This window comes from Sagittula sp. MA-2 (assembly GCF_030126985.1).
In the GTDB taxonomy this organism is placed as follows: Bacteria; Pseudomonadota; Alphaproteobacteria; order Rhodobacterales; family Rhodobacteraceae; genus Sagittula.
In genome coordinates this window covers 193,144-207,702 of the sequence record NZ_CP126148.1, presented here as the reverse complement: position 1 = coordinate 207,702, position 14,559 = coordinate 193,144, and the positions used below count along the sequence as shown (strand labels likewise).

At 64.9% G+C, this 14,559-nt stretch carries 12 protein-coding genes; 11 read left to right on the top strand and 1 reads right to left on the bottom strand.

Annotated features, from left to right (window positions below; all coding sequences use genetic code 11):
* Genes QNI11_RS24515 through QNI11_RS24495 form a run of 5 tightly spaced genes read left to right on the top strand, consistent with a single transcriptional unit; the run spans position 1 to position 6,298 of the window.
* Complete coding sequence (locus tag QNI11_RS24515; RefSeq protein ID WP_283983694.1) at positions 1-972, top strand: sugar-binding transcriptional regulator; 972 nt, start codon at positions 1-3, stop codon at positions 970-972.
* A 20-nt stretch (positions 973-992) separates the two neighbouring features.
* On the top strand, positions 993-2,687 hold the full coding sequence (locus QNI11_RS24510; protein WP_373418472.1) for a glycerol-3-phosphate dehydrogenase/oxidase: 1,695 nt from the start codon (positions 993-995) through the stop codon (positions 2,685-2,687).
* A complete protein-coding gene (locus QNI11_RS24505) occupies positions 2,684-4,225 on the top strand; it encodes an FGGY-family carbohydrate kinase (protein WP_283983692.1) in 1,542 nt (513 codons plus the stop codon). Before QNI11_RS24510 ends, QNI11_RS24505 begins: the two co-directional genes overlap by 4 nt.
* Positions 4,218-5,108: a 3-hydroxy-5-phosphonooxypentane-2,4-dione thiolase gene (lsrF, locus tag QNI11_RS24500; protein WP_283983691.1), complete on the top strand. Its 891-nt coding sequence runs from the start codon at positions 4,218-4,220 to the stop codon at positions 5,106-5,108. Before QNI11_RS24505 ends, lsrF begins: the two co-directional genes overlap by 8 nt.
* Positions 5,105-6,298, top strand: a complete 1,194-nt coding sequence (locus tag QNI11_RS24495) for a class II aldolase/adducin family protein (protein WP_283983690.1) — start codon at positions 5,105-5,107, stop codon at positions 6,296-6,298. Before lsrF ends, QNI11_RS24495 begins: the two co-directional genes overlap by 4 nt.
* A 207-nt stretch (positions 6,299-6,505) precedes the next feature.
* On the opposite strand, the gene hisN is transcribed toward QNI11_RS24495, so the two are convergent.
* Positions 6,506-7,312, bottom strand: a complete 807-nt coding sequence (hisN, locus tag QNI11_RS24490; protein WP_283983689.1) for a histidinol-phosphatase — start codon at positions 7,310-7,312, stop codon at positions 6,506-6,508.
* Between the two features lie 204 nt (positions 7,313-7,516).
* Between hisN and QNI11_RS24485 the strand changes: the two genes are divergently transcribed.
* The 6 genes from QNI11_RS24485 (at position 7,517) to QNI11_RS24460 (ending at position 14,545) form a co-directional block, all read left to right on the top strand.
* Positions 7,517-8,524, top strand: a complete 1,008-nt coding sequence (locus QNI11_RS24485; RefSeq protein ID WP_283983688.1) for an ABC transporter substrate-binding protein — start codon at positions 7,517-7,519, stop codon at positions 8,522-8,524.
* Positions 8,525-8,609: 85 nt separating this feature from the next.
* Positions 8,610-9,644 carry an ABC transporter ATP-binding protein gene (locus QNI11_RS24480; protein ID WP_283983687.1) on the top strand — a complete coding sequence of 345 codons (1,035 nt, stop codon included), beginning with the start codon at positions 8,610-8,612 and terminating at the stop codon, positions 9,642-9,644.
* Positions 9,641-11,311 (top strand): ABC transporter permease subunit, encoded by a 1,671-nt coding sequence (locus QNI11_RS24475; protein ID WP_283983686.1) that lies wholly within the window; start codon positions 9,641-9,643, stop codon positions 11,309-11,311. Before QNI11_RS24480 ends, QNI11_RS24475 begins: the two co-directional genes overlap by 4 nt.
* Before the next feature lie 3 nt (positions 11,312-11,314).
* Positions 11,315-12,064 (top strand): DeoR/GlpR family DNA-binding transcription regulator, encoded by a 750-nt coding sequence (locus QNI11_RS24470; protein WP_283983685.1) that lies wholly within the window; start codon positions 11,315-11,317, stop codon positions 12,062-12,064.
* 798 nt (positions 12,065-12,862) lie between these two features.
* Positions 12,863-13,909: a TRAP transporter substrate-binding protein gene (locus tag QNI11_RS24465; protein WP_283983684.1), complete on the top strand. Its 1,047-nt coding sequence runs from the start codon at positions 12,863-12,865 to the stop codon at positions 13,907-13,909.
* Between the two features lie 42 nt (positions 13,910-13,951).
* Positions 13,952-14,545: a MarR family winged helix-turn-helix transcriptional regulator gene (locus QNI11_RS24460; RefSeq protein ID WP_283983683.1), complete on the top strand. Its 594-nt coding sequence runs from the start codon at positions 13,952-13,954 to the stop codon at positions 14,543-14,545.
* Positions 14,546-14,559: the final 14 nt, after the last annotated feature.

The window sequence follows — 14,559 nt, the reverse complement described above, 5'->3', positions numbered from 1 at the left end:
ATGGACCAGCTTCAGGACATCGCGCAGGTGCGCCGGATCTACACCGCGCTGACGCTGCATTACGTGGACGGGCTGACGCAGGCCCAGGTGGCGGAACGGATGGGGCAGAGCCACTCCACCGTGAACCGGATGATCAAGGCCGGGCACGAGATGGGCATGGTGGAAATCACGATCCGCTCGCCCTTCCAGGACCATCTGGCACTCGAACGCGAACTGGCCGAGATCTCGGGCCTGCGCGAGGTGGTGATCGAACCCACCGCCTCCGACAACCCCGAGGCGGTGCTGGCCCGGGTCGGCAGCACCGCCGCTGAGCTCTTGGTGTCGAAGCTGAAACCCGGCATGACCGTCTGCCTGACGGGCGGCAAGGGCGTGAGCGCCTGCGTCGCCGCGTTGCGCCAGGTGGTGCCGCTGCGCGGCATGACGGCGGTGCCTGCGACCGGCCTCGTGCAGGGCAAACACTATACGGATGTGAACCACGCGGCCGCCACGCTGGCCCGGGCCTTCGGCGGCGAGGCGGTGCAAATGCTCTCGCCCATGTTCGCCGAGACCGAGGAGCAGCATGCCATGATTACCGGCATGAAGACGGTCAGCCGCGTGATGGAGGCCGCCCGCGCCGCCGACGTGGCTCTGGTCGGGATCGGCGGCCTGCGCGAGAAGGCGACATCCTATTTCGACCTGCACCGTGACGTGCCCGCCGAGGAAGAGGCGCTTTATGCCTCGGGTGCGGTGGCGGAACTGATGGCGCATGTGCTCGACGCGCGCGGCGAAGTCACTGACTACGTGCGCAACCGGCTGGTGGTGGCGATCTCTCCGGCGGATCTGGCCAAGGTGCCGCTCAGCATCGGTGTCGCCGCCGGGCAGGAAAAGGCCGAGGCCATCTGCGCCGTGGTCCGCGGCGGCTACATCAACACGCTTGTGACCGACGAGGTCACCGCCCGCTCCGTGCTGGCGCGCCTGAAGGAGGCCGGATGACCCTTTCCATCGTTCCCCCCATGACCCGCGCCGCGCGGCTGGACGCCATGGACGGCGCCGCGCCGAAAGTGCTGGTGATCGGCGGTGGTATCAACGGCGCTTCCGTCTACCGCGAGCTGGCGCTGAACGGCGTGCCTGTGATGCTGGCAGAGAAGTCGGATTTCTGCGCGGGGGCGTCCTCGGCGCTCAGCCGCATGGTCCATGGCGGGTTGCGTTACCTCGAGAACGGCGAGTTCGATCTGGTGCGCGAGGCGCTCGACGAGCGTAACCGCCTGCTCAGGAACGCGCCGCATCTCGTCGGACCGCTGCGCACCATCGTGCCGATCGACTCTTGGGTCTCGGGCGCGATGAACGCACCGCTCAGGTTCCTCGGCCTCAGCAAGGCACCGTCGCGGCGCGGCGCGCTGCCTGTCAAGCTGGGCTTGTCGTTCTACGATCTTTACACGCGCGGCAAGGGCGGTCTGCCGAAGCATGAGTTCTGGTCCTCGGGAAAGGCGAAGGCACGCTTCCCCTTCCGCCCAGAGGTGCGCTGCGCGGCCACCTACTTCGACGGCCAGGTGAGCCATCCCGAACGCGTGGTCACCGAGATCTTCGAGGACGTGGCGCGGGCCGGCTGCGACGCGGTGGCGCTGAACCATCTCGAAGTCACCTCCATCGGCACCGAGGTCGCGCTGACCGACCGTATCGGCGGACGGAAGATCACCCTGCGCCCCGAGATCGTCGTCAACGCCACCGGAGCCTGGATCGACCGTACCAACGCGCGTGCCGGGGCGACGGAAGACATGGTGCAGGGCACCAAGGGCGCGCATCTCGTGCTCGACCATCCGGAGCTGCGCGAGATGCTCGGCGACGACATGGTGTATTATGAAAACACCGACGGGCGGATCTGCATCATGTTCTGCCTGCACGGGATGGTTCTGGTCGGGTCGACAGACATCAAGGTGCCCGACCCCGACGCCGTGCGCTGCGAGGCGGATGAGCAGGCCTATATCCTCGATGGCTTGTCCTGGGTCTTTCCGGGCGTGACCGTGAAGCCGGATCAGGTGCTGCACGTCTTCGCGGGCGTGCGTCCGCTGCCGGTCAGCGGGGCAGGGACCACCGGACAGATCCCGCGCGGACATTTCAACCGCTGGACCGAAAGCGACGTGCCGGTGCTCAGCATGATCGGCGGCAAGTGGACCACCTTCCGTGCGTTCGGCGAACTGGCGGCGGATCAGGTGATGACCCGCCTGGGCATTGCGCGCCGCACCGGAACCGAGGAGATGCCCGTCGGCGGTGGCGCAGACTACCCCGCCGACCGCGCCCTCTGGTGCGCGCAGGTGGCCGAACAATCCGGGCTTTCGCCTGACCGTGTCGCGACGCTGCTGGAACGGTACGGCACGCTGGCCGGGGCGCTGGCACATACTTTTGCCTCCGAACGGATGTTGTCGGGCCTGCCGGGCTACAGCGATGCCGAGATCGACTACGTCATCGCCCATGAGCAGGTCGAACGGCTTGCCGATCTGGCACTGCGACGCACGACACTGGCGCTGGCGGGTGCTCTGGACGCTGCTGCGCTCGACGTGCTCGCCGACCGCCTCGCACAGGCAAAGGGCTGGAGCCCGGCACAGCGCGCGCAGGAACTCCGCAACTTCCGCGTCACGCTCGCAGAGACACACGGGGCCGACCCGAAACGGATCGGCCTGCATCGCAAAGGGGAGGTTGCGGCGCAATGACGGGGTATCTGGTCGGCGTGGACGCCGGAAACACCATGGTGAAGGCGGCGCTCTTCGACCGCGCCGGGACGACGCTCGCCGTCGCCTCGCGCAGCTCGGAAACGCTGCAGCCTGCGCCCGGCTTTGTCGAACGCGCTCCCGAAGGGCTGTGGCAGGCGGCCAGTGGCGCGATCCGCGACTGTCTGCACAAGGCAGGCGTCAGCGGGGCCGAGGTGCTTGCGGTGGGCGCAGCCGGTCATGGCAACGGGCTTTACCTGCTGGACGAAGAGGGCAGGGGGCTGATCGGAATCCAGTCGATGGACAACCGCGCCGAAGCTCTCGCCACGCAGATCGCCGCAGCCAATGGCGACGAGATCATGACCCGCGCCCAATCGCGGCCTTGGCCTGCGATGACCCCTGTGCTGCTGCGCTGGATGGCCGAGAACAAGCCCGATCTGATGGCGCGGGCGCATCGCGCGCTGCTGTGCAAGGACGTGATCGTGTTTGGCCTGACCGGGCGCATGGGCTCTGACGTGTCGGACCTTGCGGGTGCGGGACTTCTGGCGCTTCCCGCACTGCAATACGACGACGCGCTTCTGCGCCTCTACGGTATCGAAGCGCTGCGCCCGATCCTGCCGGAGCCCGCGCAAAGCGATGAACTCGTCGGCCACGTCACCGCCGAAGCAGCGACGGCCACCGGACTTGCAGAAGGCACCCCTGTGGTGGGTGGACTTTTCGACGTGCTGGCTTCGACACTCGGGGCGGGGACATCGCGCGCAGGCGAGGCGTCGATCGTGGCGGGAAGCTGGTCGATCAACCAGATCTTTGCGACCGCGCTGCCGGAGGAGCCCCGCGCGCTGCTCGCCAGTGTCCTGGGGCGCGACACCTGGGTCAGCTGCGAATGCTCGCCAACGTCGGCGGCCAACCTCGAATGGTTCGTGCAGACCTTCCTTTCGGCCGAGGCGAAGGCCCTCGGGGAGGACTCGTTCGACTTGTGCAATCGTCTCGCCGCAGAGTCGGACCCGGCCAGAGATCTGCCGGTCTTCCATCCCTTCCTTTACGCAGGGCCCGTGCCCGGCGCACGTGGCGGCTTCAACGCGGTGGGCGCCTGGCACAGCCGCGCGGACATGGTGCGCGCGCTTTACGAAGGCGTGGCCTTCGGCCATCGCGCCCATTTCGAGATCCTCGATCCCGAGCGGCGCTTCCGCACGGCGACCCTTTCGGGCGGCGCGGCGAAATCGCCGTTCTGGGCGCAGATCTTTGCCGATGCACTGGGGATGACCCTGCACCTGTCCGACTGCGTCGAAACCGGCGCGCGCGGAGCCGCCATCGCGGCGGCCATCGGCGCGGGGCTGTTCGACAGTTTCGACGAGGCGACGCGGACCATGGCCCGCCATGTCACCGACGTCACTCCAGACCCCGCCGCGCAGGCGCAACTGGACACGAGATACCGGCGCTGGTGCGCCTATCGCGATGCACTTGGGGCGGCTTGGGCGGCACCTCAGGTGGACGCCTGCGAGCCACACAAGACACAAGCTGAAAGGACATCACATGGCTGACCTCGACGACATCATCGACGGCAAGGATTTCGGGCTGAACACACCCGCCAGGAACGAGCCGTTCTTCCTCAAGGGCGCGGGCGCCTATGACTGGGGCATGCAGAACCGGCTGGCGCGGATCTTCCGCCCCGACACCGGGCGCACTGTCATGCTGGCCTTCGACCACGGCTATTTCCAAGGGCCGACCACCGGGCTGGAACGGGTCGACATCAACATCGCACCGCTGTTCGACCACGCCGACGTGCTGATGTGCACGCGCGGGATGTTGCGCACATCGGTGCCCGCATCCACCCGCAAGCCCATCGTCATGCGCGCCTCGGGTGGCAACTCGATCATGTCCGAACTGTCGAACGAAACCATTGCCGTCGACATGGAAGACGCGCTGCGGATGAACGTGGCGGCGATGGCGGCGCAGGTCTACATCGGCTCGGAGTTCGAGCACAAATCCATCACTAACATCATAAACCTGATCGACCGCGGCAACCGTGTGGGGATGCCGACCCTTGCCGTCACGGGCGTGGGCAAGGACATGGCCCGCGATGCTCGCTATTTTGGCCTGGCCACCCGCATTGCCGCCGAGATCGGCGCGCAATACGTCAAAAGCTACTACGTCGAGGAAGGCTTTGAAAAAGTCTGCGCCGGTTGCCCGGTGCCGATTGTCATCGCGGGCGGCAAGAAGATTCCCGAGGACGAGGCGCTGGAAGTTGCCTGGCAGGCCATCGACCAGGGCGCGGCGGGCGTCGACATGGGGCGCAACATCTTCCGCGCGGGCGATCCGGTGGCGATGATCCAGGCGGTGAGCGCCGTGGTGCACGATCTGCTGCCGTCGAAGCAGGCGTTCGAGATGTACAAGGACCTCAGCACCCGCAAGGCGGCGGCATGACGATGGACGACGCCGATACGCTGCTGGCCAGCCGTGTCGAAAGCTCCAGACAGCTCGGGGGCAACCCCGAGCTCGCGATGCATGGCGGCGGCAACACCTCGGTGAAGGTGGTGCGTGACGGGCGGCGGGTGCTGCACGTCAAGGGTTCTGGCTGGGATCTCGCCACCATGGAACCGCAGGGGATGCCCGCGCTCTGGCTCGACCCGCTGTTCGAGGTGCGGGACGGCCCCCGCCTCAGCGACACCGAGATGGTGCGCTTTCTGCGCGCCAACCTGCTGGACGAGACTGCGCCCAATCCCTCGGTCGAGACGCTGCTGCACGCCTATCTGCCTGCGCGTTTTGTCGACCACGGCCATGCGTCTGCGGTGCTGGCGCTGGCCAACCGTCCCGAAGCCGAGCAGCGTGAGACGGTGCGCACGCTTTTTGGCGGCGACATCACCTTCCTGCCGTACGTCTTTCCCGGCTTCGATCTGTCGATTGCAGGGGCCAAAGTTGCCAAAGCGGAGCCGCAAGCGACCGGCATGTGGCTGGCGCAGCACGGCCTTTTCACCTGGGGCGACAGCGCCGAGGAAAGCCTGTCACAGTTCCACGAGGTGGTCGCCGTCTGCGAACGCCACCTCGCAGCGCGCGGTGCTGCGCTGATGGCGCCGACCGGCCACGAGGGCAATACGGCCCTGAACGCGCTCCTGCCGCATCTGGCAGAGGCGCTGACGGGCGATGTCTTTGCCAGCCTTCACTGTGATGCGCGGGGGGATGACCGGCTGGTCGCGCTCTCCGGACAGGACGGGATGGCCGATGCTGTGAGTCGTGGCACGGTGACCCCTGACCACGTCATTCGCATTAAGCCTTGGCCGCTTGTTCTGGATGCCGGTGCCGGCCTTGGCGCGGTCCGCGATGCCGTCGCGAACTTCGGTTCAGCGTATGAACAGTACTTCCGCGATCATGAAACAGGCTCCGAAACCATGCTGGACGTTCTGCCGCGCGTCGTCTTCGTGCCGGGTGCGGGAGTGATTGGGCTGGGACGCACTGCCGCCGAAGCGCGGATCAACGCGGACCTCGCCGAGCAGAACCTGCGCGTCGCGGCTTCTGCCCAGGCGATGGGAGGCTATGAGCCACTGCCGCGCGCAGAGCAGTTCCGCATCGAATACTGGGAGCTGGAGCAGGCGAAACTCCGCAGCAAGAAGGTCTAAGGGACCCGGCCGCGATGATCGAACGCTCGCCGTGAACGCCCGCACCGTCTCAGGAGGGGCGGTCACGGTTGAGCGTCAACCAGCTTTATGGTCGGACGTCGAAGCGCAAAGCACGCCCGCCCGAGCCGATCGGCGATTTCTGTCAGCCTTCGTGACCGGTGGACTTGCCCGAGTCCGAGGTGAACTTCGCCTTGCCGAAACACCAGATCACGGCCGGTTTGCGGTCCCGGCCAGTGCGGACAGTGCTTCGGCATGCAGTTGGGCGCTGGCGGCCGCGATGACTTTTCCCTCGGAGGCCAAGGTCAAAGGACGACCCTCCCAATCCGTGATGACCCCGCCAGCCCCTTCGATGACAGGCACAAGCGCCATGTAATCGTAAGGATGCAGGTTCATCTCGACCAGCAGATCGACATGGCCGGAGGCGAGCAGACCGTAGGCATAGCAATCGCCGCCGAACCGCCGCATCGCCACCTTCTTCGACAACGCTTCGAATCGCTCAAGCCCCGACGGATCGAAGCTGTCGGGACTGGTTGTGTAGAGGATCGCCTCGGACAGGTGCTGCCGCCCGCTGGTCTGGCACGGGCTGCCGTTGAACAAGGTGGGTTTGCCACTTTGGCCGGTCCAGCGCTCGCCCGTAGGCGGGATAGAGATCACCCCGATGTCGGGTACACCGGCGGACAGGCAGGCGATGAGCGTGCCGAAGCTGGGCATACCCGAAAGAAAGCTCTTGGTGCCGTCGATCGGGTCGATGACCCAGACCCGGTCGGCGTCCAGCCTGGCGTCTTCGTGCTCTTCTCCCAGGATGCCATGCGCGGGGAAGGCTTCGGCAATGTGACGCCGCATCGCAGTTTCGATGGCGCGGTCAGCCTGCGTGACGGGGGAAGCGTCCGCCTTTGCCTCGATATCCAGAGGCTTGCGGAAATAGCGCATCGCCATGGCGTCGGTCGTGTCCGCCAGGGTCCCCGCGAACTCTGCCAGCCGGTCCGTCTCGGAGAGGTAGGGATGGGTCTGCATGAAAATTCCTCAGTTCCGGGGGCCGGCAGGCTGCAGGCGTCCGCTTTGAAATTTAAACGTAGACAAATGCCACAAAAACGCAAGACTACACATATTGCCCCAAGCCCGGCACCGGGCGAGATAATCAGAACGGGTCTCTGAAAAGGCCCGCGGACGACCCGGGCGCAGGTCCGGACCTGAATGTGGACCAACAAGGAGATGATCATGAAGACCTGGATTCCGACCACCGCACTGTCGCTGGCAGCCCTCGGCCTCGCCGCCCCGGCGCTGGCTGACGAGCTGACTGTCTACACCGCGCTCGAAGAAGAAGAGATCGCGGCCTATGTGGAGGCCGCTCAGGCTGCCATGCCCGACACCGAAATCAACGTGCTGCGCCTGTCCACCGGCAAGCTGGGCGCACGGCTGCTGGCCGAAGCGGGCAATCCGCAGGCGGACGTGATCTGGGGCTGGGCGGTCAGCGCCATGATGGATCCCCAGATCCTCGAAATGCTGGAACCCTACGCGGCCAAGGGGGCCGACGTGCTGCCTGAAACCTTCCGCGATGCGGACGGCAAGTGGTTTGCTCCCATCGGCTACATGGGTGCATTCTGCGTGAACACCGCCCGGCTCGAGGAAAAGGGCCTGCCGATGCCGTCCAGCTGGGCGGACCTCGAGGACCCCGCGTTCAAGGGCGAGGTGCTGATGCCCGACCCGAACTCCTCCGGGACCGGCTACCTGCATGTGAACGCGGTGCTGCAGAGCATGGGCGAAGAGGCCGGCTGGGCACAGCTGGAAGCCATCGACCCGAACATGGCGCAGTACACTTCCTCCGGCTCCAAGCCCTGCAAGTCCGCCCGCGTTGGTGAATACACTGTCGGCATCTCGCTGGCCTTCACCGCGATGCAGTCTATCGAGGAAGGTTACCCGCTGGCGATGGTCTTCCCCGAAGGCGGAGTCGGATACGAGCTGGAGGCCTCTGGCCTTATGGCAAGCACCGACAATCCGGAAGGGGCGAAAGCCTTCCTTGACTGGACCATGTCGGACGAGGCCATCGGTCTCTACCAGCAGTACAAGGCGCTGATCACCGTGCCGGGCGTCGATGCCTCTGCCGCAGCCGAGGCCGCCGGGCTGCCCGCCGATATCTCGACGATCCTCGCGGATATCGACTTCGTGAAGGCCGCGACCGACCAGACGGCCGTGAAGGAAGAATGGAAAGAGAAGTTCGGCCGCTAAGGCCTGGCATCGGGGCGGCATTGGTCGCCCCGACCCCTTGCAGGCGGTCGCGGGCCGCCTGCACGCCCAAGGAAAGCAAGACCCAATGTATCTGACCGTCCGCGACGCCACCAAGACCTATGGCACGTTCACTGCGCTCGACCGCGTTTCCATCGGGATCGACAAGGGTGAATTTGTCTGCCTGCTCGGGCCATCGGGCTGTGGAAAGACCACGCTGCTGCGGCTGATCGCCGGTCTGACGGATCTGGACGGCGGAGAGATCACCCTCGAAGACGCGAACCTGTCACAGCTGCCCGCCCGCAAGCGCGGCTTCGGCATCGTGTTCCAGTCCTATTCCCTGTTCCCCAACATGACCGTGGCCGAGAACATCGGCTACGGGCTGAAGATCCGGGGCGCTGCGCGCGGCGACATCGCTGCGCGCGTTTCCGAACTGCTGGATCTCGTGAAGCTTCCGCAGGTCGCAGGCAAGATGCCCGGTCAGCTCTCGGGCGGGCAGCAGCAACGCATCGCACTGGCCCGGGCGATTGCCGTCGATCCGCGCGTTCTGTTGCTGGACGAGCCGCTTTCCGCACTCGACGCCAAGGTCCGCGCCGAGCTGCGCGACGAGATCCGGCAGGTGCAGCGCGCCCTTGGCATTCCGACCCTGATGGTGACCCACGATCAGGAAGAGGCTCTGGCCCTTGCGGACAAGATCATCTGCATGAACCACGGCATCGTCGTGCAGGCTGGCACGCCGGAGGATCTGTACCACCGGCCCGCCACTCGCTTCGTCGCGGAGTTCATGGGCATCAGCAATCTGCTCCCGCCCGACCATGTTGCGCAGCTGTTCCCGGACCTTATGCCAACCCGGCCAGCGACGGACGTGGCGCAGCTTGCCTGCATCCGTCCGGAACAGATTGACCTCGTGCCACTGGCGGACGGCGCGGCCACGGTGCGCAGCATCAGCTTTCTCGGCAACCTGCGGCGGCTTCAGGTCGATACCGCAGTTGGCTCGTTGACCGTGGAAACCCATGGCGCGAACCCCTGCCGCGCGGGCGACCGTGTCGCGCTGACCGTTGCGCCGGACGCCTGCACATGGGTGATCGACGATGCGACCCCGCGCAAGGCAGTGACGGCATGAGTGCGTCCGACACGATACGGGTGCAGGCCAGGCGCAAGCCCCTCGATGCCGACCGCCTGCTGACCGCCGCCTGCGTCGGCCTGCCGCTTCTGGGGCTGATCCTGTTCTTTGCCTACCCGATGCTGATCGTCTTCCTGCGTTCGATCACGGTCGGCAACAGCTACGGCCTCGGCAACTATGTCGAGGTGCTCGGGTCTTCCGGGTTCTGGCGCGCGACGCAACATTCGCTGGTCATGGGGGCGGCGACCACGCTGGTCAGTGTGCTTCTGGGCTTTGTCATCGCGCATGGCCTTTATCGCTGTGCCTTTCCGGGCAAATGGCTGATCCGGGCGGTCATTGTCCTGCCCTTGCTGGCACCGTCCTTGGTTCAGGCGCTCGGGCTTATCTTCCTGCTTGGCCGCAACGGTGTCGTCAGCCGCGCGCTTGGTATCGAGATCGAGATCTACGGCTTCTGGGGTCTGCTGATTGCCAACACTCTCTATGCTCTGCCGCAGGCGGTGATGATCATCGGCGCGGCGCTGGTGCTTCTGGATGCGCGCACCTACGAGGCAGCCGATGTGATGGGCGCCTCGCCCTGGCGGCAGTTTCGGGACCTGACGATCCCCTCGGCGCGCTTTGGTATCCTGAACGCAGGCTTCGTCTGCTTCACCATCACGATCACGGATTTCGGCAATGCTGCCGTGATCGGGGGCGATTATTCGGTCCTTGCGACCGAGATCTACAGCCAGGTCATCGGCCAGCGCAATTTCAACATGGGGGCCGTGGTGGGGATCATGCTTCTGCTGCCCACGGTGATTTCCTACACCATCGAACGTCAGGCGATGAAGCGGCAGCAGGCCGGGCAGACCACCGGGCAGGTGCCCTATCGCCCCGTCTTTGCGCCGCTGCGGGACCTGTCCATGGCGGCGCTGTCGCTGCTGATCTGTGCCTGTATCGTCGCGGTGATCGGCATCGTGGTCTATGCCAGCTTCGTCACGCTCTGGCCCTACAACATGGCGCTGTCGTTCAAGCATTACGACATCACGCTGGCGGGCGGGTATTCGTCGCTCTGGATGACCATCGTCATTTCGCTTGGCGCGGCGGCGGGCGGGACCGTGGCGGTGTTCCTGCTCGGGCTCGGGTTGCGACGACTGCCGCAGGCGCTGGCCCAGCCGGTCCAGATCCTGGCCGCCATGCCGGCCGCCGTTCCGGGAATGGTACTGGGTCTGGCCTATATCCTGACCTTCAACTCCACGGCGACACCGCTTTACCTGCTGTACGGCACCGCAGCGCTGATCGGCATCGTCAATTTCTACCACTACCACACACAGGGCTTCCTGACGGTGATGACCGGCTTTCGGCAGCTCCCCCCGGCGTTGGAGGAGGCCGCGGGCAGCCTTGGCGCCGGGTTGGGGCGCACCGCCCGCGATATCGTAGCCCCCTTCATCGCGCCGATGCTGATCTCGGTGTTCTTCTTCCTCTTCATGCGGTCCATGGTCACGCTGTCCGCCGTGGTGTTCCTGACGACACCACAACTGAGCGTCGCCGCCGTGACGATCATGCGGCTGGACGACGCCGGGCTGACCTCGCAGGCTGCAGCCTTCTCGACCTGCGTGATGGCGATTGTCTGCGGCGCGGTCCTGTCTATGAAAATAGTCCTGGCGCTGATGCGGCGTCGCGGAGGCTGAGGCATGTGGGCAAAAGAGCGTCACCAGAGGATCTTGCTGATGCTGGGGGCCAACCAGCAGGTCAGCGCGAACGACTTGGCCGAAATGCTCGGCGTCTCGCGCGAAACCGTGCGCCGCGATCTGCTCGACCTGGAAGAGATCGGCAAGGTGGCGCGGGTTCACGGCGGGGCCGTCCTGCCCGAGCCCCGGAGCGAAGACCCGTTTCGGCAACGCATGGCAACCCAGATCCGGGCAAAGACCGAGATCGCGAAGAAAGCGGTCGGCCTTGTTCAGCCCGGCCAGACGATCATGGTGGACGCAGGCTCGACCACCGCCGTCTTCGCCCGGGAGCTTGCCAAAGTTTCCGGCGTCTCGGTGATCACCAATTCGCTGGATGTGGCCACCACGCTTCAGGCCGGGGGTCTCGATGCCGTCTTGCTGGGCGGGCGAATTGCTGCGGATGTGCCCGCGACGGTGGGCGAACTCACCCTGTCCGAGATAAGACGCTTCGAAGTCGACATCTGTTTCTCGGCCCCGGTGGCCCTGCACCCCGCCAAAGGATCGTTCTTCTACGACCTGCAAGAAGCAGAGATATCGATCGCGATGGCTGCTCAGGCGACACAAACGGTGGTTCTCGCCCATCATACCAAGCTGGGAGCCACCAGCCGCGTCCGAGCGTGGGATGCGGACGGGATCGGAACACTGGTCACCAATCGCGCCGCTCCCGACGAGATGGTGGGCCAGTTTAGAGACGCTGGTATCGAAGTCATCTGACGTGCTTTGTCGGTCCGTCTCTGCTGTCCTCTGCGACGGCCGGGCCAGTCCCTGAACGCGCAGAATGGCGAGAGTCTGAAGCTGACGGCGGCTGGTGAGGCGTTGCGCTATCCAGGGCTTTCGCGGCGCGTTCCGGACCACACCCTACAGGATTTCCTGACACAGGATGCCCCGGACGTCTGCACATTGAGTGTTGCCTGTCCGAGTCGCTTCTCGATGGTCTGATATCCGCGCGCAGTTGCTGCCGAAGAAGGGCGGAAGTGCTCCCCTCGCCGCGCCGGCCGTTCAGCACGATCTTGATCTTCGTCTTGGCCGGGCCATGCTTGCGGGTCTTCCGTTTGAGGCTCCCGTCCAACTTGACGGCGGCAGTCTTCGATGTTCCGGATGTCTTGCTTATCTTTGTTCCATAGTGGCTTCGATGAACCGGAAATCCTCCGGTTCTCAAACTCCTAAATCTGTCTGGTGGGTACTGACGTCCGACAACGATCATACCGCTTCCGGCCGAGGTGCCCGGCGCTCCCTTGTTGGCGGTTCATGCGGTCGGTCGGGTCAGCGACCTGCGACCTCTCCTGAACTCCGGCATAGAGCTGAGGCCCGGACAGTTGGATCCGTACTGACCCGGGTCTGCCATCAACGGATTTGCCCGGAGGGCGAACACTTTCCTGATTCAGATTGAGAGACGGAGGTCCGTGTCTACCCTGATTCCAAGTTCGGAGCGAGATGGGACTGGCGTCTGGACGTCATCGCCACACGGTTTCCGGGCAACGCCGGTGATTTCCGGAGAAAAGGGAGGAAAGAATGTTCAATAATCGCAAAAGCGTGCGGAGTGCTGTCGGTCGTGGTCTGTTGGGCTGTGCGGCAGCACTGGCTTTGTCGTTCGTGACAGGACAGGCAGCTCAGGCGAAGGACTCGCTTCGCTTCACCACCAGCCTTCCGGCGCCATCTTTCATCTATGCCGATATCCTGTCGGTCTGGGCACAGCGTGTCATCGACGATTCCAATGGTTCGCTGGACATCCAGATGTTCCCCGCGGGCACATTGGGCCGAGATCCTGCCGCGCATCTGGACATGGCGCGCGACGGCATCGCCGACATATCGTACATCGTGCTCGGCTACACGCCCGGCGCGGTGAACGAGGCCACGATCATCGAACTGCCCGGGTCAACGCCCAGTGCGACGGCCGGATCGCTTGCTGCGACGAAGATGGTCGAAGAGGGTCTTTGGCCCGGGCAGGGCATGGAAAACGTCAAGGTTCTCGGCGCATTCTCCACCGCTCCGGCGATCCTGACGACCGTCGACAAGGTCGACACGCTTGCGGCGGTCTCGGGCAAGAAACTGCGGGGTGCAGGCCCGACGCTGCTGGCAACCATCAACGCCATCGGCGCGACGCCTGTCGGTGGCATCACTTCGCCCCAGATCGCCGAAAGCCTGTCGCGCGGACTGATCGATGGCACGATCAATGAATGGGTTGCGTTGACGATCTTCGGTGTGGCCGAAACGGCAAAGAACCATCTGGACATCAACCTCGGCGCGTCGCCGATCATGGTGGTCATGAACAAGGACAAGTACGACAGCCTGCCCGAAGACGCCCGCGCGGCGATTGACAAGAATTCGGGTGAACCGTTCGCGCGCCTATGGGGCGAACAGTTCGACGCTTCCATCGAAAAGTTCAGATCGGCTGCGATGAAAGACGACACGCGCAGCTTCTCGACTCTCTCGGACGAAGAACAGGCCCTTTGGGACGCAAAGCTCCAGACGGTTATCGACGCGTGGATCGCTGAAACGCCGAACGGCCAGGTCGTTTACGACGCGTTTACCGCGGCTGTGAGCGAGGCCGCCGAATAGCCGGGTCCTCCCGTCGGTGGCATGGTCCGTAAGCGGCACGCCATGACCACCGGACCCCGGGGCGGCAGAGCACATCTGCCGCCCCTTTTTCATGAAGTTCTGCCCGGCGACCGTACCAGATTGAACAGCGTGCTGCCGGATGTCAGAATGGACCGCGACCACGCATCACCCCAGAGCAGAGCCTTGAAAGCCAGCGAGATTTACGACCAACCCGGTTACCTGCTGCGCAGAACCCATCAGGTGGCGACGGCAGCGTTCAGTCAGGCGAATGCCGACGTCGATCTGACCGCCGTGCAGTTTGCAGCGCTTCTTCACATCCGGGATACACCCGGCATAGATGCCACGCGCCTTGCCGAGGCGATATGCTTCGACCGAACCACGATCGGCCGGTTGGAGGCCAAGGGCCTGATCATCCGAAGAGAAGGCTCTCTGGACAAGCGCACCAAACAGTTGCGTATCACGGCCAGGGGTTCAGACCTTCTGACCAAGGTAGAGCAGCGGGTGCCGGCGATTTCGGACACGATCCTGGCGCCCCTGAACGCCGCGGAACGGCAAGAGTTGCTCAGACTGCTCACGGTTCTCGAACGGCATTTCCCGGGGCAGGGGGGCGGAGGCGCCACCAAGGACGACTCATAGGAGCCCACTGGCGC